Origin of the sequence: Micromonospora sp. WMMD812 (assembly GCF_027497215.1) — a bacterium.
GTDB lineage: Bacteria > Actinomycetota > Actinomycetes > Mycobacteriales > Micromonosporaceae > Micromonospora.
Window position 1 is genome coordinate 4327106 of record NZ_CP114904.1, and the last position, 23784, is coordinate 4350889.

Genomic DNA, 23784 nt, shown 5'->3' on the forward strand with positions numbered 1-23784 from the left:
AACGATGCCCGATCTCGACCCTCGCGGAGCACCCATGGCCAGATCACGCCTGAGCGTGGCCGCCCTCGCCGGCGTCACCGCGCTCACCCTCCTCGGCACCGCCGCACCCGCGACCGCCGCCGCACCGGCCCCGGCCAGTGCGGCGACCACCCGGCCGGTCGTCCACGACGAGCAGATCACCTTCCAGGACTGGTCCCGCTATCCGGACTGGCGGCGGGGCAGCCACGCCGGCACCCGCGCGGTGCTCGGCCTGCGCTCGGGTCTGACACTGGCCCGGCCGGCTGGCACCACCGACTACACCGACCCGCACACCGGGACCACCCGCACCTGGGAGTACGCCACCTGGACCTCGCCGGTCACCGCGGTCGGCTTCGACGCCACCGAACTGGTGGCCTCCTGGAACGCGACGACCCCCGCCGGCACCTGGATCCAGGTGGAGCTGCAGGGCAGCTACAACACCGGCGACCAGACCCCGTGGTACGTGATGGGCCGGTGGGCGGCCGGGGACACCGACATCAAGCGGACCACCGTCAACCGGCAGGGCGACCCCTGGTCGACGATCTGGACCGACACGTTCAGCATCGACGACGCGACCGCGGGCGTGCTGCTGCGGTCGTACCAGCTGCGGCTGACCCTCTACCGGGCACCCGGCCAGAAGGCCGCGCCGGTGGTGCACATGCTCGGGGCGATGAGCTCGACCGTGCCCGACCGGTTCACCGTGACGCCGAGCGCCGGGCACATCGCCTGGGGGGTCGAGCTGCCGGTGCCGCGCTACTCGCAGAACGTCCACTCCGGCCACTACCCGGAGTACGACGGCGGCGGCGAGGCCTGGTGCTCCCCCACCTCGACCGAGATGGTGGTCGAGTACTGGGGCCGGAGGCCCTCCGTGGCGGACACCGCCTGGGTGGACCCGACCTACCCCGACCCGACGGTCAACCACGCCGCCCGGATGACCTACGACTACGCCTACGACGGCGCCGGCAACTGGCCGTTCAACACCGCGTACGCCGCCAGTTTCCCGGGTCTGGAGGGACGCGTGACGCGGCTGCACTCACTGGACGAGCTGGAACGCTTCATCGCCGCCGGCATCCCGGTGGTGACCAGCCAGTCCTTCCTCGCCAGCGAGCTGGACGGGGCGAACTACGGCACGTCCGGGCACCTGTTCGTGGTGGTCGGCTTCACCGCCGAGGGGGACGTGATCGTCAACGACCCGGCCTCGTCGAGCAACGACGTGGTGCGCAACGTCTACCAGCGCGAGCAGTTCGAGCAGATCTGGCTGCGGACCAAGCGGATCAACGCCAGCGGTGGGGTGTCGGGCGGCTCCGGCGGCATCGCGTACCTGATCAAGCCGGTGCTCAAGCCCTGGCCGCACGTCAAGGGCTCCACCAACTGGTGAGCTGAACCGATCCGGCGCCCCGGTCGTCCGCGCAAGCGGCCGGGGCGCCGCTGTCCGGAGAGGCCGGCGCGGTCAGCGGGTGGGGTCGGCGTCGCGCGGCTTCTCCGGCTCGCCGGGCTGGTCCTCGCCGGCCAGCGCGGAGCGGAGGCGCTCCTTCTCGCCGCGGCGGCGGGCCGACGACTCGGCCATCTCCCCGGCCATCTCGTCCCGCCAGCCCTTGAGCAGGAAGAACGACAGCGCGGCGGAGAAGACCAGCGCCAGCATCAGCCGCAGGAAGAGGTTCATGTCGACCAGCCAGAGGGCCGCCAGCACGAGGACGAACAGCCCGATCCGCCCCAGCGTGTACTTGACCGCCGCACTCACTCGCACCACTCCGTTCCTCCGCCGCCGGCCGCTCCGGCGAACACCTCAGTCCGCCCGGCGGGCGGTTCAGCCCGTCCGGCGGGCCAGCCAGCGGACGCCCGGAAACCACACCACCGCGTACGCCACGGTGAAGGCCGCCGCCGCCAGCGCGCCGGAGAGCAGGCCCGGCAGCCCGGCCGCCACGCCGGCCACCAGCAGCCCGGCGACCACCGCGACCACGCCGGCGACCACCGCCGCGCCCACGCGCGCCGCCCCGAACTCCCAGGCGCGGAAGTCCTCCCAGAACAGCCAGGCCGGGAGGATCACCGCGAGCCACCCGTTGGCCCGCCCGAAGTCGCCCGCGCCGAACGAGGCGAACGCCCAGTCGAACAGCACCAGGGCGAGCACCCCGATCAACCAGCCGGCGAGGCTCACGCCCAGCAGGTCGCCGAGGGCGCGGATGCGCCCCTCCGCGTCACGCCGGGGAAAACCGCTCTGCTGCTCCGTCATCGCCCTACGAGGGTACGCGAGCCGGCGGCGACCACCACGCCGGCACGACCCGGGGCGGCCCCGACGGGCGGCGAGAACCTCCGGGGGTCAACTCCGGTGCGGCCCGGTGGCGGCGAGCCACCGTTCCGCGGTCGCCCGGCGCCGCGCCGCCCAGCGCAGCCCGGCCCCGGCGCCGACCAGGGCGGCGCCGGCCAGCAGCACGGCCCAGAGAGCGACGCCGGTCCGCGGCAGGTTGCCACCCTGGCCCGGTCCCGGCCCGCCGCCCGGGGCGGTCGGCGAGACCGATCCGGTCGGCGTCGGGGAGGCCGATCCGGTCGGCGTCGGCGAGCCGCCCGGTCGTGGTCCGATCGAGACCCCGACCCGCACCGCCACCTCCGGGCCCGGGGACGGCGCCGCGGCCACCGGTCCGGACCGGGCCGCCCGGAGCACCGGCGGGACCCTCGGACCCGCCGCGGCGAGCGCCGCCGGGGGCGCTGCCCCGCCGGCCGGCTGCAGCGCCGCCGGTGGTCGGGGCGCGGCCAGCCCGGGGCCCGCCGGCCAGAGCGCCGCGGGGGAAGCCAGCAGGAGCACGCCGACGACGGCGGTCGTCCACCGCCTCCGTGCTCCTGCGGCCACCTCCGTCGAGCTGGTCACCTGGACGCCCGCTCGGCGAGCGGGGCCGGCTCGGCGAATCCGACCGGCAGCGCCATCGCCCGACGGGCCCGCCGCAGATACCAGCGGTAGCCGAGCAGCACGGCGATCAGCCCCAGCAGGCCGACCACCGACCACGGGACGGCGGACGCGGACGCGGCCCGCTCGACCGTCGGCAGCGCCTCCTTCGGCGTCCGGGCGTTCACCACCACCGTCGCGGTCACCGAACCGGCCGGGACCACGTGGTCGAACTCCTTGCGCAGCCGGATCTCCGAATCCGGCAGCAACTCGGGGACGTCGACCAGGTCACCGGTCGCCAGGCGTACGCCCAGGGGGCCGGTGACCTGCACCCGGACGGTGCCGGAGAGGCGGACGTTGCCCCGGTTGGCGATCCGGTAGGTGACCGCCAGGCGGCCCCCCGGCACCGGCACGGCCGGGTTGTCGTACGCCAGGTCGACGGCGGTGACCTCGGCCGCGGGGTGCACCGGGCCGGCCACCCGCAGGTAGACCCGCGCGGCGATCCGCCGCTCCACGTTCACCCGCTGGCCGTCGGCGCCCACCTGTGACTCGGTCACGGCCGCGATGATCCCGCCGACGTGGTCGCCGGGCGTGGCGTCGGCCGGCACGGAGAGCTGGAACGGCATGTCCGACCGCTTGCCCGCGGGCAGGGTGGTCGAGGCCTTCGGCAGCTTGATCCACGTGCCGACGTCGCTGGGCGCCGCACTGCGCGGCAGCAGGGCGAAGCCGCCGTCCAGGGCGGTGAACGCGTCGGTCGGGTAGAGGTCGACGGTGATCGGCTTGTCGCCCAGGTTGCTGATCGAGATCCAGTCGGTGATCTGCTCCTTCGGCGCCAGCTCGTAGTCGAACTGCTTGCGCCCCTTCGGCCCGGTCGGGCTCGACGGCACCACCGTCCAGGCCGGGTCGTCGGGTGCGGCGGCGGTCGCGGCCGACGACGGCAGCACCAGGGCGCCGAGCAGCGTCAGTGCGGTGAGAAGCGAGGCGGCGAGGCGACGGATACGGCGAGCGGGGGTCTGGATCATCTTCGACTCCGGGGAGGTCGCGGGAGAACCGGAGAGTTCGCGGAAAAGCCGGACGCGGCGAAGGCGTCGCGGACATCGCCGCGACGCCTCCGCCTCTGGTCACCCAGGTGCGGCCGGTGGATCAGGCCAGGGTCAGGGTCAGGGTCGCGCTGTACTCACCCGGCGGGACGTTGTCCGGGATCGCCAGGCTCAGGTCGGCGCCGCAGGTGAAGGTGCCGGCGCTGGAGCCCGAGGTGGCCGAGCAGAGCGTCCGGGTGTCGCCCAGGTCGGCGGCGGCACCGGCGGTGACGGCACCCGAACCGCTGGTCTTGGCGGCGGCCGGGGTCCAGCTCAGGTTGCTGTTAGGGATGGTGTTGGCGGCCAGCGTGAAGTCCTCCAGCTGACCGGTGAGGTTCCAGCCGACGTTGGTGCCGCGCAGGTCGGTGACGGTCGCGGTCGGCAGGTCGCCGGTCGCGGCGCCGCCGACGGTGCCGCCGGCCAGCTGGGTGGTCGGGCTCGCCACCGCGAGGGTGAAGGCGCCCGGGGCGACGTCGGCGATGATCTCCACCGGGGCGGTGATGACGCCGTCGCCGGCCTTGATCTCGTAGGACGTCGCAGCGGAGGCCGACGGCTTGAACTTGGTGGCGTCGGTCGGCACGAAGGCCGCCGACAGGTTGAACGTGCCGATCGGCAGCGCGGTGGTGGAGAAGGTCGCGGTGCCGTTGTTGACCGGGGCGGTCCCGACCACGGAGGCGCCGCGGCGGAACTCGACCGTACCCACGGCGTCGGCCGGGGTGACGGTGGCGGTGAAGGTCACCTCGGTGCCCTGCTCGACCGGGCTGGCCGGGGTGACGGCGAGCGCGGTGGTGGTGTCCTCCGCGATCGGCACCCGCCAGGTGTTGCCCTCAACGACGATGGCGGTGCGGAACTCGTCGTCGTGGCGACCCTCGGTCAGGCTGTAGCACTCCATCACGATCCACCACACGCCCTGCTCCGGCGCGCGGCCGAGGGCGGTCTGGAAGGACCGGTTCGGGTTGATCGTGATCCCGTTCGGGTTCTCGGCCGGGTCGTCGTACCCGCCACCGCCGAGGACCGGCGCCAGGTTCGAGAACGGCGGGCCCTCCTTGCCGACCCGGAGGTTGGCGTTCTCGCCGTACCCGGTGGGGCACAGAGCGGTGTTCCCGCTCGCGAACATCGGGGTGTCGGTCACCAGGCCGCTGGTCTGGCTGATGTTCACCGGCCCGAGCGACGCCGCCTGCGCCGGGCTGCTGACGATGGCGATCATGCCGGCCGACAGCACCATGGCGCCCAGGAGGGCACCGGCGCGGGCGAACATACGCTGCTTCATGAATCACTTCCTCTCGTGAGGGTGAAACCTGCCGGGTCCTTGGTGATCCGGCACCCGATCAGGCTCTACACGGGCCGTGTCACGCCATTCAGGCCAACGTCTCCGCCGAACGTGCGCCAGGCAAACTCTCGGTGCCGACGTATCGGTCGAATGGCTATTGCGCGGCCGGACTAACCGAATCTTCCGTTGACGTAATCGTGCGTCCGCTGATCCTGGGGATTGTCGAACATCCCGGTGGTCGACCCGTATTCGACAATGACGCCGGGCGTCCCGTGCGAGGCGAGGAAGAACGCGCACTGATCGGAGACCCGCGCGGCCTGCTGCATGTTGTGGGTGACGATGACAATGGTGACCTCCGCGCGCAGTTCCGCGATGGTCTCCTCAATTCGTCGGGTGGAGGTCGGGTCGAGCGCCGAGCACGGCTCGTCCATGAGCAGCACCCGCGGGCGTACGGCGAGCGACCGCGCGATGCACAGCCGCTGCTGCTGGCCGCCCGACAGGGCGCCGCCGGGCTGGCGCAGCCGGTCCCGCACCTCCTTCCACAGTCCCGCCTTGGTCAGCGTCTCCTCGACCAGCGCGTCGCGGTCGCCGCGGCCCCTCCGGGTGCCGGTCAGTTTGAGACCGGCCACGACGTTGTCGTAGATGGACATCGCCGGAAACGGGTTCGGCTTCTGGAACACCATGCCGACCTGCCGGCGGGCATCGGTGATCCGGCGTTGCGCGTCGTACAGGTCGTGCCCGTCCAGCAGCACCTCACCGGCGAGCGACGCGCCGGGAACAAGTTCGTGCATCCGGTTGAGGGTCCGCAGGAAGGTGGACTTGCCGCAGCCGGACGGGCCGATGAGCGCGGTGACCTGACCGGCCGGCATGGTCAGCGAGACACGGTCGAGCACCTTGTGATCCCCGAACCACGCCGAGATCGAGCGTGCCTCCAGGGCGGCGAGCGACCCTCGCCCGGGCAGTCCCGCCAGGAGGTCGTCCGGTGCCGCACCGGCCGCGGAATCGGTCGCCGGAAGGTCGACGAGGGTCGGCGCGCCGGCGGGTCCGACCGGCGACGCGGGTCCGGCGGGGCCGGCCGGCGGCGCGTACGGGTTGTCGAGGTGCGTCACGGATGTCCTCCGGCTAGAGCAGGTTGGGCAGCAGGCGGGCGGCCTGGTCACAGGCGGCGACGGTGATCGCGGTGAGCACCGGTCCCCCGACGATCCACGCCTGCCAGCCGCCCCACCGTGTGCGCAGGTAGGTGACGGCCAGCGCGGCGAGGAGGAGGGCCTGGCCCCAGAGCATCACCGGGGTCCACGCGTCCGGGTCGGTCGCCATCGCCTTCTCCGCCGGCGGTAGGGCGGCGGCGGTGAACCGGCGCCCCGGGGTCGGCTGGACCTCGGTCCGCAGTTCGGCGTCCACCCACATCAGGTCGGTGGGCATGAACTCGGTGCCGAGGGCCGTGATGAGCGTGAGCCGGCCCCGGTCCGGCGCGGGCTCCGGTGCCGGGTCGCCGGGGTGCCGCAGCCCGGTGACCACGTACTCGTGCCGGTTCTCGCTCTGCCCGGTGGTGACCTGGACGACGTCGCCGGGCATCAGGAGGTCGAGGTCGCGGAACGGCCCTCCGTACGCGGCCCGCCGCCCCATGACCACGCTGGTGCCGCGCTGGCCGGGCAGGACGCTGTCCCTCCGGTGGCCGGGCCCGGATCGCAGCACGTCGCCCGCCGTGCCCTCGAAGACCACCGACTCGAGGCCGATGCGCGGGATGGTCAGCACCGCGACCGGCGAGCCGGGGGCCACCAGCTCCTCCCGCCCGTTCGGATCCTCGCTGTAGTCGACCCGGTACTGGCCCACCGGCGCCGTGCCCCGGGCCAGCTCGCCACGGAAGTCGGCGTACGCCGTCTGCTGGTTGCGCTCGTACTGGAGCTGGGTGACGACCGTCAGGTGCAGCACCATGCCCAGCGCCAACGCGGCGAGGATGCTCAGCGCGGTGCCGGGCACCTGGAGCGCGAGGTTGACCGTCCGGCGCAGCGGCGGTGGCGAGGGCGGGCCGGGCACCGGCGGGTCGGCCGATGGCGGGTCGGCCGATGGCGGGTCGGCCGGCGGCGGGTCGGCCGGCGGCGCGGGTGGGGTCATCGTGGCCGTCGACATGCTCGTGTTCTCCTCGCGACCGGATCTGCTGTGGCGCGCCGTCCGGGCGGTTGCCCGGACGGCGCGCGTCGGTTCCCTAGTCCTGCCCGCCGCTGTCCTCGTCCTGCGCGGCCGCGGCGTCGTCGGGCCACCGCACCGGCTCGGGGTCGCCCTGACGGCGGCGTGCGGCGACCATGGCGGTCGCCCCGGCACCGACCAACGTCAGGCCGGTCAGGCCGACGCCGATCAGCGGCAGACCGGTGCGCGGGAGGCTGCCGCCACCGCCACCGCCGCCGGCCGGGTCGGTCGGGTCGTCGGTCGGTTCGTCGGTGGGTTCGCCGGTCGGGGTCGGGGTCGGGGTGGGCGAGCCGGGCCCGGTCACCTCGACCGACACCGCGGGAGACGTCGTCGCCTCGAACTCGGCGGACTGGGCGGGGGTGAAGACCGCGGTGAGGCTGTGCGTGCCGACCGCCAGCGCGGTCGTCGTGAGCGAGGCCTGACCGTTGACCACCTGCGCGGGCTCGCCCAGCGGGTTGGTGCCGTTCCGGAACTGGACGGTGCCGGTCGCGTTGGCCGGCGTGATGCGCGCGGTGAGGGTCCGCTCGGTGCCCTGCGGCTGGGACCCGGCCGGCAAGACGGTGAGCGTGGCCTCCGTCTCGGTCGGGCCGACCTGGAAGAACTTCCGGACCGAGACGCCGTCCGCGACCCCCTCGTCCGTCGCGACGAACCGGGCCTGGAACTCGTACCGCCCCCGCGGCAGGTCGGTGACCGTGATCGACGCCGTGCCGCCCGCGACCGCCGCGGAACCCACTTCGGTCCCGGTGGTGCCGCCCGGCACGTACCGGTCGAAGTGCATGGTCCCCGCGCTCGGCGGCGCCACCGACGCGGTGAGTGTCAGCGCCGCCCCGACCGGCGCCGGGCTGGTCTTGTCGAAGGTCAGCGTGACCGTGGTCGTGCCCGGCTCCACCACCAGCAGGCTCTTGCGCTCCGACGTGGACACCTGGTAGGCGCTCTCGTCCGCCGGCTGGAACACGGCGAAGAGTTCGTGCCCGGGGAAGCTCGGCGGGTTGACCGGAAGCTCGGACGTCCGGAAGACCGCCGTGCCGCCGCTCACCGGCACCGTGCCGAGATCAACCGTGTTCGTACCGTCCAGGGACCGCGTCGTGCGCCGGAAGACCACCTCGCCGGCGGCGGCCGGCGGGTCCACGTTCGCCGTCAGCGTCACCTCCTCGCCCTGCTCCGCCCGGTCTTCGGGCGACACGCTGAGCGTGGTGGTGGTCCGCTCCCCCGCGGTCGAGCAGCTCGTGCCGATGCGCCAGGTGTCGCCGCAGACGAAGATCGGGGTGCGGAACTCGTCGTCGTGACGGCCTTCGGTCAGGCTGTAGCACTCCATGACGACCCACCACGCGCCCTGCTCCGGCGCGCGCCCGAGGGCGGTCTGGAAGGAGCGGTTCGGGTTGATCCTGATCCCGTCGGGATACTCCTCCGGGTTGTCGTACCCGCCGCCGCCGAGCACCGGCGCGAGGTTCGAGAACGGCGGGCCCTCCTTGCCGACCCGCAGGTTGGCGTTCTCGCCGTAGCCCGTCGGGCACAGCCCGGTCGTCCCACTCTCGAACATGGGGGTGTCGGTCACCACGCCACTGGACTGGCTGAGCGTCACCTCGCCGAGGGAGGCCGCCTGGGCCGGGCCGGCGAACGTGATCAGCACGCCGGTGATCAGCGACGCGAGAGAGAGCACGAGGGTGGCTCCCAGCGCGGCCAGGCGGGCGAACCCACGCCTGCTCATGTGCGTACCTCCGGTGGTCTGGTCGATGTCGCTCGCGTCGGCGGGCGATGGTCGGCGGGTTCGGAACGGTCTGGTGCGGCGATCCGGGCGGCCGGCTTCGGCCGCCCGGACCTGGTTACATGCGGATCAGCTGCCGAACCGCAGGTTGGTGTAGCCGCAGTTCGCCTCGAGCGGCGAGGCGAAGGTGGAGCGAATGCCGAAGCCGAAGAGCTGGGTGACGTTGCGGTCGACGTCGCCGTCCCGGACCGTGGCGGTGCAGACCGCCGCGTCGGGGCCGGTGAAGGTGCTGTCGATCGCCGGCAGGGTCAGGTCCGCGGTCGGCACGACGTTGTAGACGTCCCGGCGGAGCGGGAAGTTGATGTTGAGCACGCCGCCCACGATCGGCTGCTGGGCCGCACCGCCGGTGGGCCGCATCCCGCTCAGCGCCGCCTCGCCGCGCCGGTCGGCGACGGTGACGGCGGTCAGGCTGGCGATCTTCGCGGCGTTCGACTGGGCGATGTACTGCGCCGCGGAGAACGGCACCACCCGGCTCGGGAAGCCGTTCAGCACCGTGCCGTCGTGCTCCTGCACCCGGGGGATCAGCGGGACGACCGGGGTGGACGGGTTGCCGTCGGTGTCGCCCGCCAGGCAGGGGTAGTCACCAAGGGTGATCTCCTGCTCGGTGATGCCGACCCGCTGCGACCAGAACTCCCAGGTGCCCGAACCGGCCTGGAGCATCACCGGCTCGACCGGGACACCACCGATCGCCTCGTCCAGGCAGCGGTAGACCCGCTGGGCCTGGGCGAACGAGACGGTCGCCGGCAGGTCGCCGGTGACGTTGCGGGCCAGCGTGACCGCGTCCACCCCGAAGGGGATGTAGGTGTAGGCGCCGGTGGGCGACGGCGTGGTGCCGCCCCCGTAGCTCGACGAACGCGCGAAGTCGATGCAGCCGACCACGTTGACGTTCGCCCAGAAGCCGGGACCACCCTGGCCGATGTCCTCACCCTCCGAGGCCCGCAGCGACCGGCGGCCGTTGCTGGAGCCGTTCGGCCGCGGGTACTCGCAGTTCGACGCCTTGCTCTTCACGTTCGCCGTACCGCGGGCGTCCCAGGAGGCGACAACCTTGTTCCCACCGGAGGTGATGACGTTGCCCAGGCCGTTCATGACGTCCTGGGTGGTGTCCGACCCGGTGCCGGCCAGGGTCCGGTAATCGGTGATCGGCGAGGGGTCAGCGGCGGCCGGGGTGGCCACCAGGCCGGCGGCGACCACGGCGGCCAAGGCCGCCGCGGCCATTGTGCCGATGGACTTGACCTTCATGCGTGCTCCCTTTCTGCGGGGCATGACATTCGTGCTCGTCCGACTCCGGGCGAGCCGAATTCATGGTCGCCGCGGCCGAACCCCGGTTGAAACCGGGGAAAGACAAACGTTGCGCGCTGCTGTCTCTCGCCAACACGTAGGCCGAATGAACGGCAATTGGCGAATTGCCATCCGGCCCGCTCCGGGCTCATTCGACGGAATCCGTGGGCAGATATCGGGTGCCGTACCGCCGCAGAATCGGTCCGGCCACGCCACCGACGAGTCCGAGGACGAGAACGCCGACGAGCAGATAACGGACGTTGCCCAACGGGCTGCCCTGGGACGCCCGCGCGGCGTTGTTCGTCGACGGCTGCGGGGACGGCGCGGTGCCGGCCGGCGAGGGGACCGCGCCGGGGGTCGGCACGGCGGCCGGCGGGGCGGGCGCCCCGGCGGCGGGTGGCGGATCGAACGCCGGCGGATTGTCGGTGGTGGAGGTGGGCGTCGTCGGCGGAACCGCCTGCTCGAGCGCGTCGGCCGCGGCCCGCGCCTGGATGCGCAGGTTCTCCGGCAGCGGCACGTACCCCTCGGGCAGTTGGCCCCGGGCGGCACCCGGCTGCTGGCCGGCGCCGACGGCGTACCGGACCAGGGCCGCGTAGTCCTGACGGGCGTCCGCCGGGTCGGTCGTGTCGGCCACCGCGTACGTCAGCAGCGACAGGGGGTACGCGCCCGGCGCCGACCAGGCCTTCGCCGGATCGATGACCTGCACCTGAGCCGGGGCCGCGGAACGCGCGGCCGCCAACATCCCGGCCTCGTCGGCCTCGCGGCAGTCCGTGGCCTCGTAGCGCCGGTCGGCCTGCCGGTAGGTCGCCTTGCACAGCTTGGCCGTGTACAGCCCGTACCGGGCGGCGGAGGCCGAGTCGGTCACCGACATCGCGAACCGCGCGCCCAACTGGTCGCGCGGGATCCTGCTGAACTCGGGGATCCCGGTGATCGGGATGTTGAACAGGTCCAGCGGCGCGCTGCGGCCGGTGGTGTCGGACCGCAGCGTCTGTTCCGCGCCTTTGCCGAGCCCCCCGGTGTACGGCCGGTAGTCCAGCGTGCAGAGGCGCGCCTCGGCGTCGTTGCCGTCCTTGTCCTTGTAGGTCTCGGGCACGCAGGTCTGGTCGACCTTCGGGAAGTAGTCGGGCGCGCCGCCGCTCAGCAGCTCCGCGTAGCTGGGGTTGACCCGCATGCCGTCCTGATCGGGCGCGGGCTGTTGCGCCGTGCCCTTGACCCAGGCGGCGGCGGCCGGATCGGCCAGCACCCACTGCCAGAGCGCCCGCGCAGCCACCGAGCTGCCGTTGGGGGCCATGAGGCCCTGCAGCGTGAAGCTCGGACGGTCGTCCCAGGAGCGGAAGACCGGGTTGAGATCCAGGAACTCGGGATCGTCCCGGATGCTGCCCGGGTTGGTCGTCGGCCCACCGTTGCCCGGCACGTCCCGGCGGTAGGACTGGGTGAGCAGCTTGGCCACCAGTCGAGGCGTCAGTTTGAGGTCGCTCAGGCCGAGGCCGCGCAGCTTCTCCGTCTCCGGGTCCACCGGATTCAGCTTGTCGAGGTTCACGTCGATGTTCAGCGCGATCACCACGCCGCTCAGCGCGACCGGGGCGTGCACGATCCGGGGGCCGCCGGCGGTGGTCGACACCGGTTCGGCGCTGTAGATCAGGCCGGGCGCCGTGGCGAACGGCGAGAGGAGCTGTCGTGCGGCGTCGAAGTCACCCACCGCCGAGTAGCTGACGGACGGTCCGCCGGCGGCCGTGCACAGCGCGGGCCGCCACGACCTCGCCGCCTCGGCCGCCAGTTCCGTCCCGGAGGTGAGACGCTCCGCCCGGCCGAGCGGGCACGCGTCGCCGACCGGCTCGAACTCCAGCGGTACGACGATCCGGTGCTGCCACAACGCCGGTGTCAGGGGTGAACCGTGCACCGCCCCGGTGGCCGAGACGTCCGCGCCGGTGTACGGGTTCGTGTGGCCGCGGGGCACCACCACCAACCAGCACGGGCGGGACGGCTTCTCGCCAGCGGCGTCCTGGTAGGACGCGCCACACCCGAGGTCGGGTGCGCGCAGCGAGTTCTGCACCTCGAAGGCGACCCGGCCCGTGCCGTCGCCGGCGGTCAGGGCGTACGGGTACTCGTTGGTGACGGCGGAGCTGAAGTACCGGGCCAGCACCTCCTCCGGAAACGCCTGGCGATCCTGGCCGCTCTTCGGATCCTTGATGATGGGGAACGGGTTGGTGGAGCTCCCGTCGGGAGTCCGCGGCTGCTCGCAGGCGGCGGAGACCGGCTGGCAGGTGACCGGCCAGAACGGGACCATCTGCGCGTCGGCCGGCAGCGTCTCGCCGGGGTCGCGCTCGGGGTAGCCGGCGCTGTTGCCGTTCGTCAGCTCCCGGCTGTTGGCGCTGACCCCCTCCGCGTCGCCGTTGTTCCGGTTGGGCATGTCCGGCGCGTCGAGCTTGGCGCCGAACTGGCAGGTCTCCCGGAACTTCAGCCCGAGCGGATCGTCGACCGCGTGGGGATCGCCCCAGCACTGCATGACCTGGAGGTAGTCGACGCCCAGCAGCCGGTCACGCGGTGTCGGCGTCGCGTCCTTCCAGGTCACCACGACCGCCTGGTTGACGAGGTCGGTGGTCTGGCTGACCGTGATCTCGAGCTTCGAGTAGTCCGCCGGCACGGTGCCCGGAATGACGTCGTCCGGGCCCAGGTTCCGGCCCTTCACGGTGAACGCCGAGCCGGTGGCCGCGGCCTCCGCGCGGGCGGCCTCGACCGGGAGGCGGGTGGGGACGGGTTGCACCGTCGCCAGGGCGCCCAGCACGACGGCCAGGACGGTGAGCGTGATACCGCGCCGGGCGACGAGGCGGCTACGACGGCGGGGGTGCCGGGTCATCGGTCGCTCCACGGGTCGCTGGTGCGGCGGGACCGCAGCGAGTTGGACAGCAGCGGCGGAGCGACCACCAGGCCGAGCAGCAGCAGGGCGGCGAGCAGCATCATCGTGTGCCGCAGGCGCCAGCCACCCGCGCCGGCCAGCGAGACCGGCACCGCGGCCGCCTGCTCCCCGCCGCCGGCCGTGCCGGCCGCGAGGACCTCACCGGTGTCCGGGTCGACCACCGGCGCGCCGGTCGTCGGCGCGGGTCCGGCCGTGGCTCCCGGCCCGGCGGTGGTGCTCGGGCCCGCGGTGCCACCGGGTCCCGCCGAGCCGCCCGGACCGGCGTTCCCGCCCCCGGCTCGGCAGGCGGCTGCCGCGATCACCGGCGTCTGCTGCGGCGCGCCGGCGGTGCCGGCGGGATTCTGGGTGGCCCCGCGCTTGTCGCAGGGCGAGGGCTGCGGCGCGTTCTTGGCCAGCGCGTTGCCGCCACCCGGTGACACCGTCGGGTTGTTGCAGCTCGCGATCTTCTGCGCGATGTTCAGCTTCTGGGCGCCGGGGATCCGCTGGACCTGCTCCATGCCCTTCTGCACGAGGTTCACCGGCAGCGGCGAATAGCCGAGCAGTTCGGCCTGCTGCTGGCCCTCACAGAGGAAGTAGTAGGCGAACTTGCCGAGGGTCTCGCCGTGGTCGAGGGTGAACGCGTACTGCGCCTGCGCCGAGGCCGGCTCGACCGGCAGGATCATGTACGAGTACGACGACAGCGGGTAGCTGCGCGGGTCGTTGTTCCGGTAGACGTCGTCCAGGATCTGGGTGAGGTAGTCCTCGGCGCCGGGATTGCGGTCCTGGATCCGCGCCTTGGTCAGCGCGACCGCGACGTTGCGGGCGGTCGGCTCGACGTAGTAGCCCGCGGCGTTGAGCACCCGGACCACCGGGAACCGCGCGTTGATCGCGTACGAGTACTCCACATAGGTGATCGAGCCCTCGGCGTTGTCCTGCCGGACCTTGCCGGAGACGCCGTCCGAGCCGGTGGCGCCGATCATGCCCGCGAGGCGGGGGTAGGTGGAGGTGATGCCGCAGGGCGAGGGCTTGTTCCAGTTCCGGCAGTAGGCGTTCCAGATCGCCGGGTGCTGCTTGCTCATCCAGAGGGTGAACTGCGCGGTCGTGCCGGAGCCGTCCTGCCGGACCACCGGAGTGATCGTGCGCGCCGGGAGGTTCAGCCCCGGGTTGTCCGCGCGGATCGCGGGATCGTTCCACCGCTTGATGCCGCCGGTGAAGATCTTGGCGATCACCTCGCCGGACAGTCGCAGGTTGGTCACCCGCCGACCGTTGATCTTCAGGTTGTACATGAAGGCGGTGCCGCCGGCGACGATCGGCATGTACCCGGAGGGTCGCGCACCCTTGCTGTCGGTGCCGCCGAACGCGTCCCGGAGGCCGTACGGGATCTCGGACACACCGAAGTGCGCCTTCCCCTCGCGGAACTGGGTCCGCCCCTGGGTCGACCCCGCCGCCTCGTACTGCACCTCGAGACCGTTCGCCTGTACGTTCGCGGCCCAGGCGGCGACCGCGTTGGCGCTCCACGTCGAGCCGATGCCCACGATCCGCACGTTCCGCTTCGCCGCCTCCGCGGCTGGCGTCGCGGGCGGCGCCACGGCACCGACGAGGGCGACGACCGCCGCCGCGGCCAGTAGCCGCGCGGGGCGACGGATCCGCTGTCTCAGCATGACCTACCTCGTTGTCGCTTCGGGTTGGCGGATGTCGGGGTCCGGTCCGGGCCGCGGCGCCGCGGCGAGGCGCTCCCGCTCCCGACGGGCGAAGCGCAGGGCGTCGCGACGCGAGGCGATGGCCCGCCGCCGTCGCTGGCCCCGGCTGAGCTGACCGGGCGCGCGACCGCCGAGCAGCCGGGCGAGCACGAAGAGCAGGAGGACGAGGGCCATCAGCACGGTCGCCGCGCCGAAGCCGCGCGCGATCATCACCTCGTCCGGGCGGCGCACCGCGTCGAACGTGAACAGCGGCAGGGACACCTGCGGGCCGTCGCCGGGGTTGACGTTGGTGAACTGGGTGAAGCCGGCGGTCAGCAGCACCGGTGAGGTCTCGCCGATGCCCCGCGCCGTGCCCAGGATGATCGCCGTCATCGCGCCGGACCGGGCGGTGGGCAGCACGACGTGCCAGATCGTGCGCCACTGCGACGCGCCCAGCGCGTAGGACGCCTCGCGGAGCGTGCCGGGCACCAGCCGCAGGACGACGTCGGCCGCCCGGATGATGATCGGCAGCATCATCACGCTGATCGCCAACGCGGCGGCGAACCCCGACTTCTGGCCGATCAGCGGCAGGTCCCGGCCCCGCCGCTCCAGCTCGCCGAGGGCCAGGATCACCGTGGCGTAGATGAAGAGGCCGGCCACGATCGAGGGCAGCGCCGTCATCGCCTCGACGATGATCCGCACGAAGCGGCTGAACGGGCCGGGCAGCTCGCTGAGGAACACGGCGCAGAGGATGCCGAGCGGAATCGTGATGGCCAGCGCGATGGTGATCTGCTGGAGCGTTCCGATCATGGCGTGCCGGATGCCGCCGATCGACAGCGGCTCCAGCGGCCCGGCCTGCCGCGCGTCCTCCAGGTAGAAGTTGAGGTGCGACAGCGGCTCCCGGCCCTTGAAGAGGGTGAAGCCGATGACCACGACCAGCGCGAGCAGCATCAGGAACGCCAGGCTGTGCACGATCGCGGCGACGAGCCGGTCCTGCACCGCGGGGCCCGACTCGTCGAGGGACACGAGCAGCGCGTAGAGGCCGAGGAAGACCAGGTAGGAGACGACCACGAAGCCGAGCGGCCCGTCGAACGGCGCCAACTGGCTGAAGATCAGGATGGTCAGGCTCACCGCCGCCGTCGCGGCGCCGAGCAGCGCGAACACATCGGTACGCCGGGTGTTCGTCAGGGTGCGCCGCACCTCTGGCGTCTTCGGCCGCTCGGCCCGCTGCGGGACGGTCGTCCCGGACCCGGCACGGCCGCCGGCGCTCACCCGCTCGTCCGGTACGGGGGCCGGAGCCGGCTCGGCGATCAGCGTCTGTTCGGTGCTCACCGTTGGCTCCTCAGGCCTCGCTGGCCGCGCCGGACCGGCTGCGGCTGATGATCAGGCCGGCGCCGAAGTTCACGACCAGGGTCATCGCGAACAGGACGAGGCCGGCGGCCATCAGACCCGCGATACCGACCGCGTTCGACTCCGCGTACCGCAGGGCGATGAGCGAGGAGATCGAGCCGCCGCCGGTCTGCAGGATGTGCGGCTGGATGACGAAGACGACCGAGATGACCAGGTAGACACCGATGGTCTCGCCCAGGGCGCGACCCAGGCCGAGCATCGTGCCGCCGATCATCCCGCCGCGTCCGAAGGGCAGCACGACCGACCGGATCATGCCCCACTTCGTCGCGCCCAGGGCGTAGGCGCCTTCCCGCTCACCCACCGGCGCCTGGGAGAAGACCTCCCGCATGACCGAGGAGATGATCGGGGTGACCATCATCGCCACGATGATGCCGGCCACGAAGGTCGAGCTGGTCAGCGCGCCGTCGCTGGTGGGATCGCGCGGATCGTAGTTGTCCACCTTGAACAGGGGGATCCAGCCGAAGTAGGTGGCCAGCCAGCGCGGCAGCCCCTCGTCCTGCTCACCGACGACGAGCAGGTGCGGTTCGAGCAGGAAGAGCCCCCAGATCCCGTAGACCACGCTGGGCACCGCGGCCATCAGGTCGACCAGGTTGACCAGGAACGGGGCGATCCGGCGCGGGGCGTACTCGGTGATGTAGAGCGCGGTGCCCACCGCCATCGGCACCGCGATGACGATCGCCACGGCGGCGATCAGCAGGGTGCCGACGAGGACGCCGGCCACCCCGAAGTTGGCCCCCGCCGGGTCCCACTCCTGGACGCTGAGGAAGCGCCAGCCCATGGTCCGCAGCGCCGGCAGCGCGCGCAGGGCGAGGAAGATGCCGACCAGCAGCATGATGGCGAGGACGACGACGCCGGCGACCCGGATCACGCCCCGGAAGAGCCGGTCGGAGGGGGTCCGGCGCTGATGCACCTGGCGCGGACCGGTCGCCCCCGCGCCGGTGGGCGCGTCGGGGGCGGTGACGACCACGGTCATCAGCCGGCGTCCCGCTGGCGCAGGTCCCGGCGTGCGGGCGACTCGTACATCAGCCGGGCCGGCCGGTACGGCTGGCCGCCGAGTGTGCCGCCGGACGGCGGGGGCGGCTCGGGCGCCCGGCGCCGGTCGCGGCGGACGTCGCGCGTGCCGGGCACCACCTCGGCGAGCGGCAGCGCCTCCAGGAAGCGCTCCAGGTTGTACGTGCACTCGCGGGCCCGCAGGTACGACCGGCTCGACAGCGCCACCGCCATGTCGTCGAGCTCGATCCGCCAGGACCAGTGGCCGCTGGCCGGCACGGTGCCCTCCAGGGCCACGATCCGGTCGACGTTGGCCTGCAGGTCCAGCACCGACTCGCGGCACCGCGCGTAGATGTCGTGGTAGACGGCGCCGCGCCCGAGCGGCCGGTTGTTGGGCGAGACGAGCATCCAGACGATGCGATCGGCCGGCCCTCCGGGCTGGTGGGCGGGTGTCGGTGCGGCAAGGAACACGAACCGTGAACGCTGCACGCTGATCCCTTCCTGCTTCGGCGCGGACGCGCCCGCTCGATGCCGCTCCCCAGTGACGGGATCAGCGTCGGCAGCGGCGGTGACTCGGCACGCAGCCGCCCGCTCACGCCAGACATGCAGAATGTGAACAGCGAGTATTCAGGCATCCACCGTTCGGATACGCCGCGACGCCAGCGGGTCGAGCCGAGATCGACCGGCATCCAGTTCGGGGGTCAGCCGATGCGTCGCACCGGTCCCGGGCCGCCCACGCCGACCTGCCCGGACGCGAGGGGCGGTGGCCAGCTGGCCACCGCCCTCGCCGTGCCGGATCCGACGGGTCAACGGCCGCGAGCGGCGTCCCGGCCTCGCGGGGCCGGCCGCCGGGTGGTCAGCCAGGTCGTGCCGACCACCAGGAGCGCCCCCAGCAGGGCGAGGATCCACCACAGGTTGGCCAGGGACGCCGAGCCCGACCCCTCGTTGCCGGTCAGCCGGCGTTCGACGTCCGCCTCCGCCACCGCGTCGACCGATCCGCCGGGATTCGGAGTCGGCGCGGCCGTGGACGGCGTGCCGGACGCGGCGCTGGCGCCGGCGGACGGGGACACGACCAGGGAGCCGTCGGCGTCGGGCCGGGCCGGGGCGGCGCCCGCCGGCCGGCCGGCGCGCCACTGTCGACCCGAGACGGTGATCGGGGTGACGAAGCGCTCCGGGTGCACGCCCTGGGTCTCGCTGACGCACTCGACGACGACCCACCACTCGCCGTCGACAGGGGCGCCGCCGAGCGCGGTGGCGAACGACCGGTTCGGCTGGGCGGTCACCGCGGCCCGGTCGTAACCGCCGGCGGACAGCGGGCGGGCGAGATTGCTGTACGGGCCACCGGGTGGCCCGACCCGCAACTGGGCGTTGCGTCCGAAGCCGGTGGGGCAGGGCGCTGTGGCGGTGGCGCTGGCGAAGATCGGGGTGGCGTCGACCGTCCCGCTGGTCGCGGAGAGTCGTACGCCGCCGAGCGGGGCGGCGTCGGCCGGTACGGGGAGCACGAGAGTGGCCGCCACGGTGAGCGCCGCCGAGGCGGCCGCCGCGGAGGCGGGCAGGTTTCGAGGCACATCGACGGTCTATGCGCACGGTGCGACCGCCGGTGCACGGCATCGCACGCGCCGGACGGCCAGCAGGTGAACAGGGGCCGGGCCGGCCCGCGTTCACCCGGGAATACTCAGGCCCACACCTGCTGCGGCTCCGCCCGCCGCTCGGCCAGGCTCGGCGCCTTGTTGTACTCCCGGACCACGTTGTAGCGGGTGTCCCGCTCGACCGGCTGGAACCCGGCGTCCCAGATCAGGTCGAGCAGGTCCTCGCGGTGCATGGTGTTCGGCGTGCCGTACGCGTCGGCGTCGTGCGTGATCTTGTATTCGACGACCGAGCCGTCCAGGTCGTCGACGCCGAAGTTCAGCGAGAGCTGGGCCACCGAGAGGCCGTGCATCACCCAGAAGCACTTCACGTGCGGCACGTTGTCGAAGAGCAGCCGGGAGACCGCGAACGTCTTCAGCGACTCGGCCGGCGAGGCCATCGTCGTCCGCTCCTGGATCCGGTTGCGGATCTTGCCGTCCGCCGAGTCGACGAAGTCGTGCTGGTAGCGCAGCGGGATGAAGACCGCGAAGCCGCCGGTCTCGTCCTGGAGTTCGCGCAGGCGCAGCACGTGGTCGACCCGGTGCCGGGGCTCCTCGATGTGGCCGTAGAGCATCGTGGACGGTGTCTTCATGCCCTTGCTGTGCGCCAGCCGGTGGATGCGTGACCAGTCCTCCCAGTGGCAGGCGTGGTCCACGATGTGCTGCCGGACCTCCCAGTCGAAGATCTCCGCGCCACCACCGGTGAGCGACTCCAGGCCCGCGTCCATCAGCTCGTCGAGGATCTCGTCGGCGGGAAGGCCGCTGATCTTCTCGAACCACTGCACCTCGGTCGCGGTGAAGCACTTCAGCTTGACGTTCGGCAGCGCCGCCTTCAGCTCGCGCAGCACCTTCGGGTAGTAGCGCCAGGGCAACGTCGGGTGCAGACCGTTGACGATGTGCAGCTCGGTGAGCTGCTCGTCCTCCATCTCCTTAGCCTTGCGCACCGCCTCGTCGATGCGCATCGTGTACGCGTCCTTCTCGCCGGGCTTGCGCTGGAACGAGCAGTACGCGCAGGACGCGGAGCAGACGTTGGTCAGGTTCAGGTGCCGGTTGACGTTGAACATGACCCGGTCGCCGTTCAGCTCCGTACGCCGGTGGTGGGCCAGCCGCCCCAGCCAGGCCAGGTCGTCAATGTCGTAGAGGGCGATCCCGTCCTCCCGGGTCAGCCGCTCCCCGGCGTACACCTTCGCTTCGAGCTCACGCTTGAGTCCGGCGTCCATGGCACGTCCCTTCCACCTGCTGCGATCCGATCGAGCCTACGTCGGGCCGCTCTTCACCCCGCCGGCACGGTCGGCGGCAGCGAGCTGCTTCACCAGATTCTCAGGCTCCCGTTACCCGGCCGCTCATCGACAGCGATGCCCTGCTTGCGGTAAGACAGGGTGGGGAGCGACGCACTGGTAGCGTCCCCCCGGCCGTGCCCACCGGGGTCCGGCGACTGCGTGCCGGACGGGGAGCGGAATGGTCGACAGGCGACACGGGCGGCGGCAGCGACGACGGAGCCCGATTGTCTCGCCCGTGCTGCGTCCACGGCTCTGGGCCGCCCTGCTCGGCGCGGTCGCCGCCGCGGTGCTGGCCAGCCCGGTCTACGCCGACCCGGCGACGCCCGCCACCGTTCCGGACACCGGCTCGCGGCCCGCCGTCAGCGGCACGCTCCAGCTACCCGGCGGCGCGCCCGTCGCCCCGGTGACCCCGGGCGCCCCGGTCGGAAACCTCGGCACCGGCCCGCTGGCCAGCCAGATCTACACCGCCCAGGCCCAGGTCGGGCTGCTCGGCGACACACTGCTCCAGATACGCCAGAAGCGCACCGACGCGGAGGCCCAGCGCGCCACCGCCGACCAGAACCTGAAGATCGCCCGGGACGCCCTGGCCCGGGCGCAGGAGCGGGCCGACACGGCCGCCGCCGAGGCGCTCAAGGCGCGGGCGGCGCTGCCTCCCGGCGAGCTCGCCGACGACATCCAGGGGCTGAGCCAGCTCCAGCGGATCACGCGGGGCGAGAAGGTCGAGGGGTCGACCACCGCCGCCGCCGGCGAGCTGTCGCGGGCCCGGGCCGCCGAGCAGACGGCCGCCCAGGCGTACGCGGCGGCCGAGGCCGCCGTCCGCGCCGCCGGCGACGAGTTCACCGCCGGTGAGAAGGCGCTGCACGCCGAGGAGGCGAAGCTGCTCAAGCTGCGCCGGGACAACGAGGCGCAGCTCATCCAGCTCGAACGCCAGCAGGAGGCCGCCGAACAGCGGCTCGGCGCCGGTTACCTCCAGGGCCAGAGCGCGAACGGGCTGACCGCCCACCCGCGGGCCATGGCCGCCGTACGCTACGCCCTCGCCCAGCTCGGCGATCCCTACCTCTGGGCCGCGGAGGGGCCGAATCGGTTCGACTGCTCCGGTCTCATGTGGGCGGCCTACCGGTCGCCCGGGGCCGACTACTTCGACCTGCCCCGCGTCTCCCGCGACCAGTACCGGGCAACCCACATCCGCACCGTGGACCGCACCGCGCTGCTCCCGGGCGACCTGCTCTTCTTCGCCTCGGGCAGCAGCTGGACGACCATCCACCACGTCGGCATGTACATCGGCAACGGCAAGATGGTGCACGCACCGACCACCGGCGACGTCGTCAAGATCTCCACGGTGACCTGGTCCCGGCTCTACGCCGCCACCCGGGTGGTCGGGGCGGTTCCCGCGCCGTCGGCCACCCCGACGCCCGGCAACACGAACACCCCGAGCCCCACCCCGACGCCGTCGGCCACCGGCACGCCGAAGCCCACCACCTCGCCGAGCCCGACGCCTACCAAGACGCCGACGACGCCTCCGACCACCCCGCCGACCACCCCGCCGACCACCCCGCCGAGCACGCCGCCGACGACGGGGCCGAGCCCGACGGGGTCACCGACGACGACGCCGTCCTCGGCGCAGCCGTCCGCCAGCACCAGCGAGAGTTCGACCAGCGGCAGCCCGTCGGCGAGTTCTTCGGTGAGCGCGAGCGCCGGAAGCTGATCCCCAAGCACCCACTCCGGCTGTGCGGCCGGGGCGGAATGTGGCACCGTGGCACGGAGGCACGGGTTCCCGGCCGGGTGTGAGCGTGGCGCGGAGGGCGGACATGGCCGAGCAGAAGGTTCCGGCGGAGACGGTCGACCCTGGCTCCACGCCCGTCGACCGGAAGGACGCCGCGCCCACCGCTGAGCCCACCACGCCCGAGGGTGGCGTGCCCGCGGCCGGCGACCCGGGCGCCGCGGCGTCGGGCGACCCGGGCGCCGCGGCGTCGGACGACCCGGGTGCCGGCGCCGGCTCCGGCACGACCGGCACCGCGACTCCCGCGGGGCCGCTGCCGGGCCAGCGTGACGGCTCCGCCGCGCCCGCCCGGGCCTCCGTCGCGGTGCCCGCCACGAGCCGGGCCACGGCCGAGGAGGCCGCCGCGGACCGCGCCGGCGTCGCGACAGGCGCAACCGACGGGAGCCGACCGGCCGCCGGCGTTGCGACAGCCCCAACCGACGAGAGCCGACCGGCCGGCCGCGCCAGCGTTGCGGCGGCGGGCACGGGCCGGACCTCTACCGACGAGGACCGGCCGGCCGCTCGGGCCAGCGCCACGGTGCCCGGCCCGAGCCGGATGCCGTCCGCCGCGACGGGCGCCGCCGCCCGGGCGTCCGTCTCGGCACCGGGAACGAGCCGGGCCACGGCCGATGAGGCGGCCGCGGCCGGAGCGCGGGTCGGCGCCCCGGCCGTCTACCGGTCCGGCCCGGTGAACCCGGAGCCGCCCGAGCCGGCCCAGCCCCCGGAGCCGGCGCAGCCGCCGAAGCCGCCCACCCCGGAACCGGAGCCGGCACCCGCGCCGACTCCTCCGGTGCCCGGGCCGAAGCCGCCGTCGCCCGCCCCGCCGGTGCCGGAGCCCAACCCGCCGACGCCGGGCCCGTACCCGCCGGGCCCGCGTCCCGCGCCGCCGCCCAGGCCGGTGCCACCCCCGCCGGGGCCCCCGTCGCCGCCGCCCGGACCGCCGATGCCGCCGCCACCGCCGCCGCCCGGCCCGATGCCGGCGCCGCCCTTTCCCCCGCCCCCGGCGACATCGTCGGCTCCGGCGCCGGCTCCGACCGCCCGGGCCGCCGCACCCGTGTCAGCGCCACCGGCGGGAAGCGCCACCGCGGCGTTCAACGTGCCGAGCGCCCGCAGCACTCCGGCCGGCGACCGTCCGGGCGGCGCCACCCAGACCGGCGCCACCCAGACCGTCAGCGCTCAGGCCGTCAGCGCTCAGACCGGCAGCACCCAGGTCGGCGGTGCCCGGATCGGCGGCGCCCAGACGGGCGGCGCGTCCGCCGGCGCGCACAGCCCGCGGTACGACGGCGGTGCGGACCTGCACGGCACGGTCTACGGGGCCGGCACCGAGGGCCCGGGCTTCACCACCGTCGCGCTGCCGAGCCCGGTGGAGACCTCCGGCTCGCTGACCGGGCACATCCTCGCCCAGGGCTGGTCGGACACCCCGACCGAGCGGTCCCGGACGGCTCGGGTGGTGGTCGTCCTGGCGTTGGCGCTCGGCCTGCTGGTGATCGTCAGCGTGTTGATCGTCCTGCTCGCGGATGACGCGGTGAGCGGGTTGATCGGCAACGTCCTCAACGGCTGACCGGGGCAGCCCCCAGCCCGCGTGGCCGGCCCCGCCGGCATCTGTCGATCATGAAGTTGTTGCGCCGACACGCCGAGACCGGTGGCAACAACTTCATGATCGACCGGGG

General features: G+C 73.4%; 20 protein-coding genes. 3 read left to right on the forward strand and 17 right to left on the reverse strand.

All coding sequences use genetic code 11. From position 1 onward, the window contains the following. Positions 1 to 34 precede the first annotated feature (34 nt). Positions 35 to 1396: a C39 family peptidase gene (locus tag O7603_RS19910; protein WP_281571312.1), complete on the forward strand. Its 1362-nt coding sequence runs from the start codon at positions 35 to 37 to the stop codon at positions 1394 to 1396. A 72-nt stretch (positions 1397 to 1468) separates the two neighbouring features. Here O7603_RS19910 and O7603_RS19915 read toward each other — a convergent pair whose 3' ends face one another. The 16 genes from O7603_RS19915 to mqnE form a co-directional block, all read right to left on the reverse strand. After that, a complete protein-coding gene (locus O7603_RS19915; RefSeq protein WP_281576742.1) occupies positions 1469 to 1759 on the reverse strand; it encodes a DUF4229 domain-containing protein in 291 nt (96 codons plus the stop codon). Positions 1760 to 1825: 66 nt separating this feature from the next. Next, entirely contained in the window at positions 1826 to 2248 is a 423-nt protein-coding gene (locus O7603_RS19920; protein WP_281571313.1) for a hypothetical protein, read from the reverse strand. A gap of 87 nt (positions 2249 to 2335) precedes the next feature. Next, complete coding sequence (locus O7603_RS19925; protein WP_281571314.1) at positions 2336 to 2881, reverse strand: hypothetical protein; 546 nt, start codon at positions 2879 to 2881, stop codon at positions 2336 to 2338. After that, positions 2878 to 3918, reverse strand: a complete 1041-nt coding sequence (locus O7603_RS19930; protein ID WP_281571315.1) for a DUF916 domain-containing protein — start codon at positions 3916 to 3918, stop codon at positions 2878 to 2880. The genes O7603_RS19925 and O7603_RS19930 overlap by 4 nt, the downstream gene beginning before the upstream one ends. Positions 3919 to 4039: 121 nt before the next feature. Beyond that, positions 4040 to 5245 carry an Ig-like domain repeat protein gene (locus O7603_RS19935; protein WP_281571316.1) on the reverse strand — a complete coding sequence of 402 codons (1206 nt, stop codon included), beginning with the start codon at positions 5243 to 5245 and terminating at the stop codon, positions 4040 to 4042. A gap of 170 nt (positions 5246 to 5415) precedes the next feature. Beyond that, positions 5416 to 6180 (reverse strand): phosphate ABC transporter ATP-binding protein PstB, encoded by a 765-nt coding sequence (gene pstB, locus O7603_RS19940; protein WP_281576743.1) that lies wholly within the window; start codon positions 6178 to 6180, stop codon positions 5416 to 5418. Positions 6181 to 6367: 187 nt separating this feature from the next. Beyond that, positions 6368 to 7375 carry a sortase gene (locus tag O7603_RS19945; RefSeq protein WP_281571317.1) on the reverse strand — a complete coding sequence of 336 codons (1008 nt, stop codon included), beginning with the start codon at positions 7373 to 7375 and terminating at the stop codon, positions 6368 to 6370. Between the two features lie 76 nt (positions 7376 to 7451). Further along, a complete protein-coding gene (locus O7603_RS19950) occupies positions 7452 to 9140 on the reverse strand; it encodes an Ig-like domain-containing protein (protein WP_281571318.1) in 1689 nt (562 codons plus the stop codon). A 126-nt stretch (positions 9141 to 9266) separates the two neighbouring features. Then, positions 9267 to 10436 (reverse strand): hypothetical protein, encoded by a 1170-nt coding sequence (locus O7603_RS19955; protein ID WP_281571319.1) that lies wholly within the window; start codon positions 10434 to 10436, stop codon positions 9267 to 9269. A gap of 187 nt (positions 10437 to 10623) precedes the next feature. Then, a complete protein-coding gene (locus O7603_RS19960) occupies positions 10624 to 13332 on the reverse strand; it encodes a hypothetical protein (RefSeq protein ID WP_281571320.1) in 2709 nt (902 codons plus the stop codon). Beyond that, the gene (locus O7603_RS19965) at positions 13329 to 15032 is read right to left on the reverse strand and encodes a substrate-binding domain-containing protein (protein WP_281571321.1); all 1704 of its coding nucleotides are present in this window, start codon (positions 15030 to 15032) and stop codon (positions 13329 to 13331) included. Before O7603_RS19965 ends, O7603_RS19960 begins: the two co-directional genes overlap by 4 nt. Positions 15033 to 15035: 3 nt before the next feature. Further along, positions 15036 to 16382, reverse strand: a complete 1347-nt coding sequence (gene pstA, locus O7603_RS19970) for a phosphate ABC transporter permease PstA (RefSeq protein ID WP_281571322.1) — start codon at positions 16380 to 16382, stop codon at positions 15036 to 15038. A gap of 10 nt (positions 16383 to 16392) precedes the next feature. Beyond that, positions 16393 to 17433, reverse strand: a complete 1041-nt coding sequence (gene pstC / locus O7603_RS19975) for a phosphate ABC transporter permease subunit PstC (RefSeq protein ID WP_281571323.1) — start codon at positions 17431 to 17433, stop codon at positions 16393 to 16395. Further along, entirely contained in the window at positions 17433 to 17939 is a 507-nt protein-coding gene (locus O7603_RS19980; RefSeq protein WP_281571324.1) for a hypothetical protein, read from the reverse strand. Before O7603_RS19980 ends, pstC begins: the two co-directional genes overlap by 1 nt. A gap of 317 nt (positions 17940 to 18256) precedes the next feature. Continuing rightward, positions 18257 to 19018 carry a hypothetical protein gene (locus O7603_RS19985; protein WP_281571325.1) on the reverse strand — a complete coding sequence of 254 codons (762 nt, stop codon included), beginning with the start codon at positions 19016 to 19018 and terminating at the stop codon, positions 18257 to 18259. Between the two features lie 107 nt (positions 19019 to 19125). Further along, on the reverse strand, positions 19126 to 20295 hold the full coding sequence (gene mqnE, locus O7603_RS19990) for an aminofutalosine synthase MqnE (RefSeq protein ID WP_281571326.1): 1170 nt from the start codon (positions 20293 to 20295) through the stop codon (positions 19126 to 19128). Positions 20296 to 20533: 238 nt separating this feature from the next. On the opposite strand from mqnE, the gene O7603_RS19995 reads away from it, so the two are divergent. Then, on the forward strand, positions 20534 to 22060 hold the full coding sequence (locus O7603_RS19995; protein ID WP_281571327.1) for a C40 family peptidase: 1527 nt from the start codon (positions 20534 to 20536) through the stop codon (positions 22058 to 22060). A gap of 726 nt (positions 22061 to 22786) precedes the next feature. On the opposite strand, the gene O7603_RS20000 is transcribed toward O7603_RS19995, so the two are convergent. Beyond that, on the reverse strand, positions 22787 to 23230 hold the full coding sequence (locus tag O7603_RS20000; RefSeq protein ID WP_281571328.1) for a hypothetical protein: 444 nt from the start codon (positions 23228 to 23230) through the stop codon (positions 22787 to 22789). Here O7603_RS20000 and O7603_RS20005 point away from each other — a divergent pair. After that, positions 23211 to 23675 (forward strand): hypothetical protein, encoded by a 465-nt coding sequence (locus O7603_RS20005; RefSeq protein WP_281571329.1) that lies wholly within the window; start codon positions 23211 to 23213, stop codon positions 23673 to 23675. The two genes, O7603_RS20000 and O7603_RS20005, sit on opposite strands and share 20 nt — an antisense overlap. Positions 23676 to 23784 lie beyond the last annotated feature (109 nt).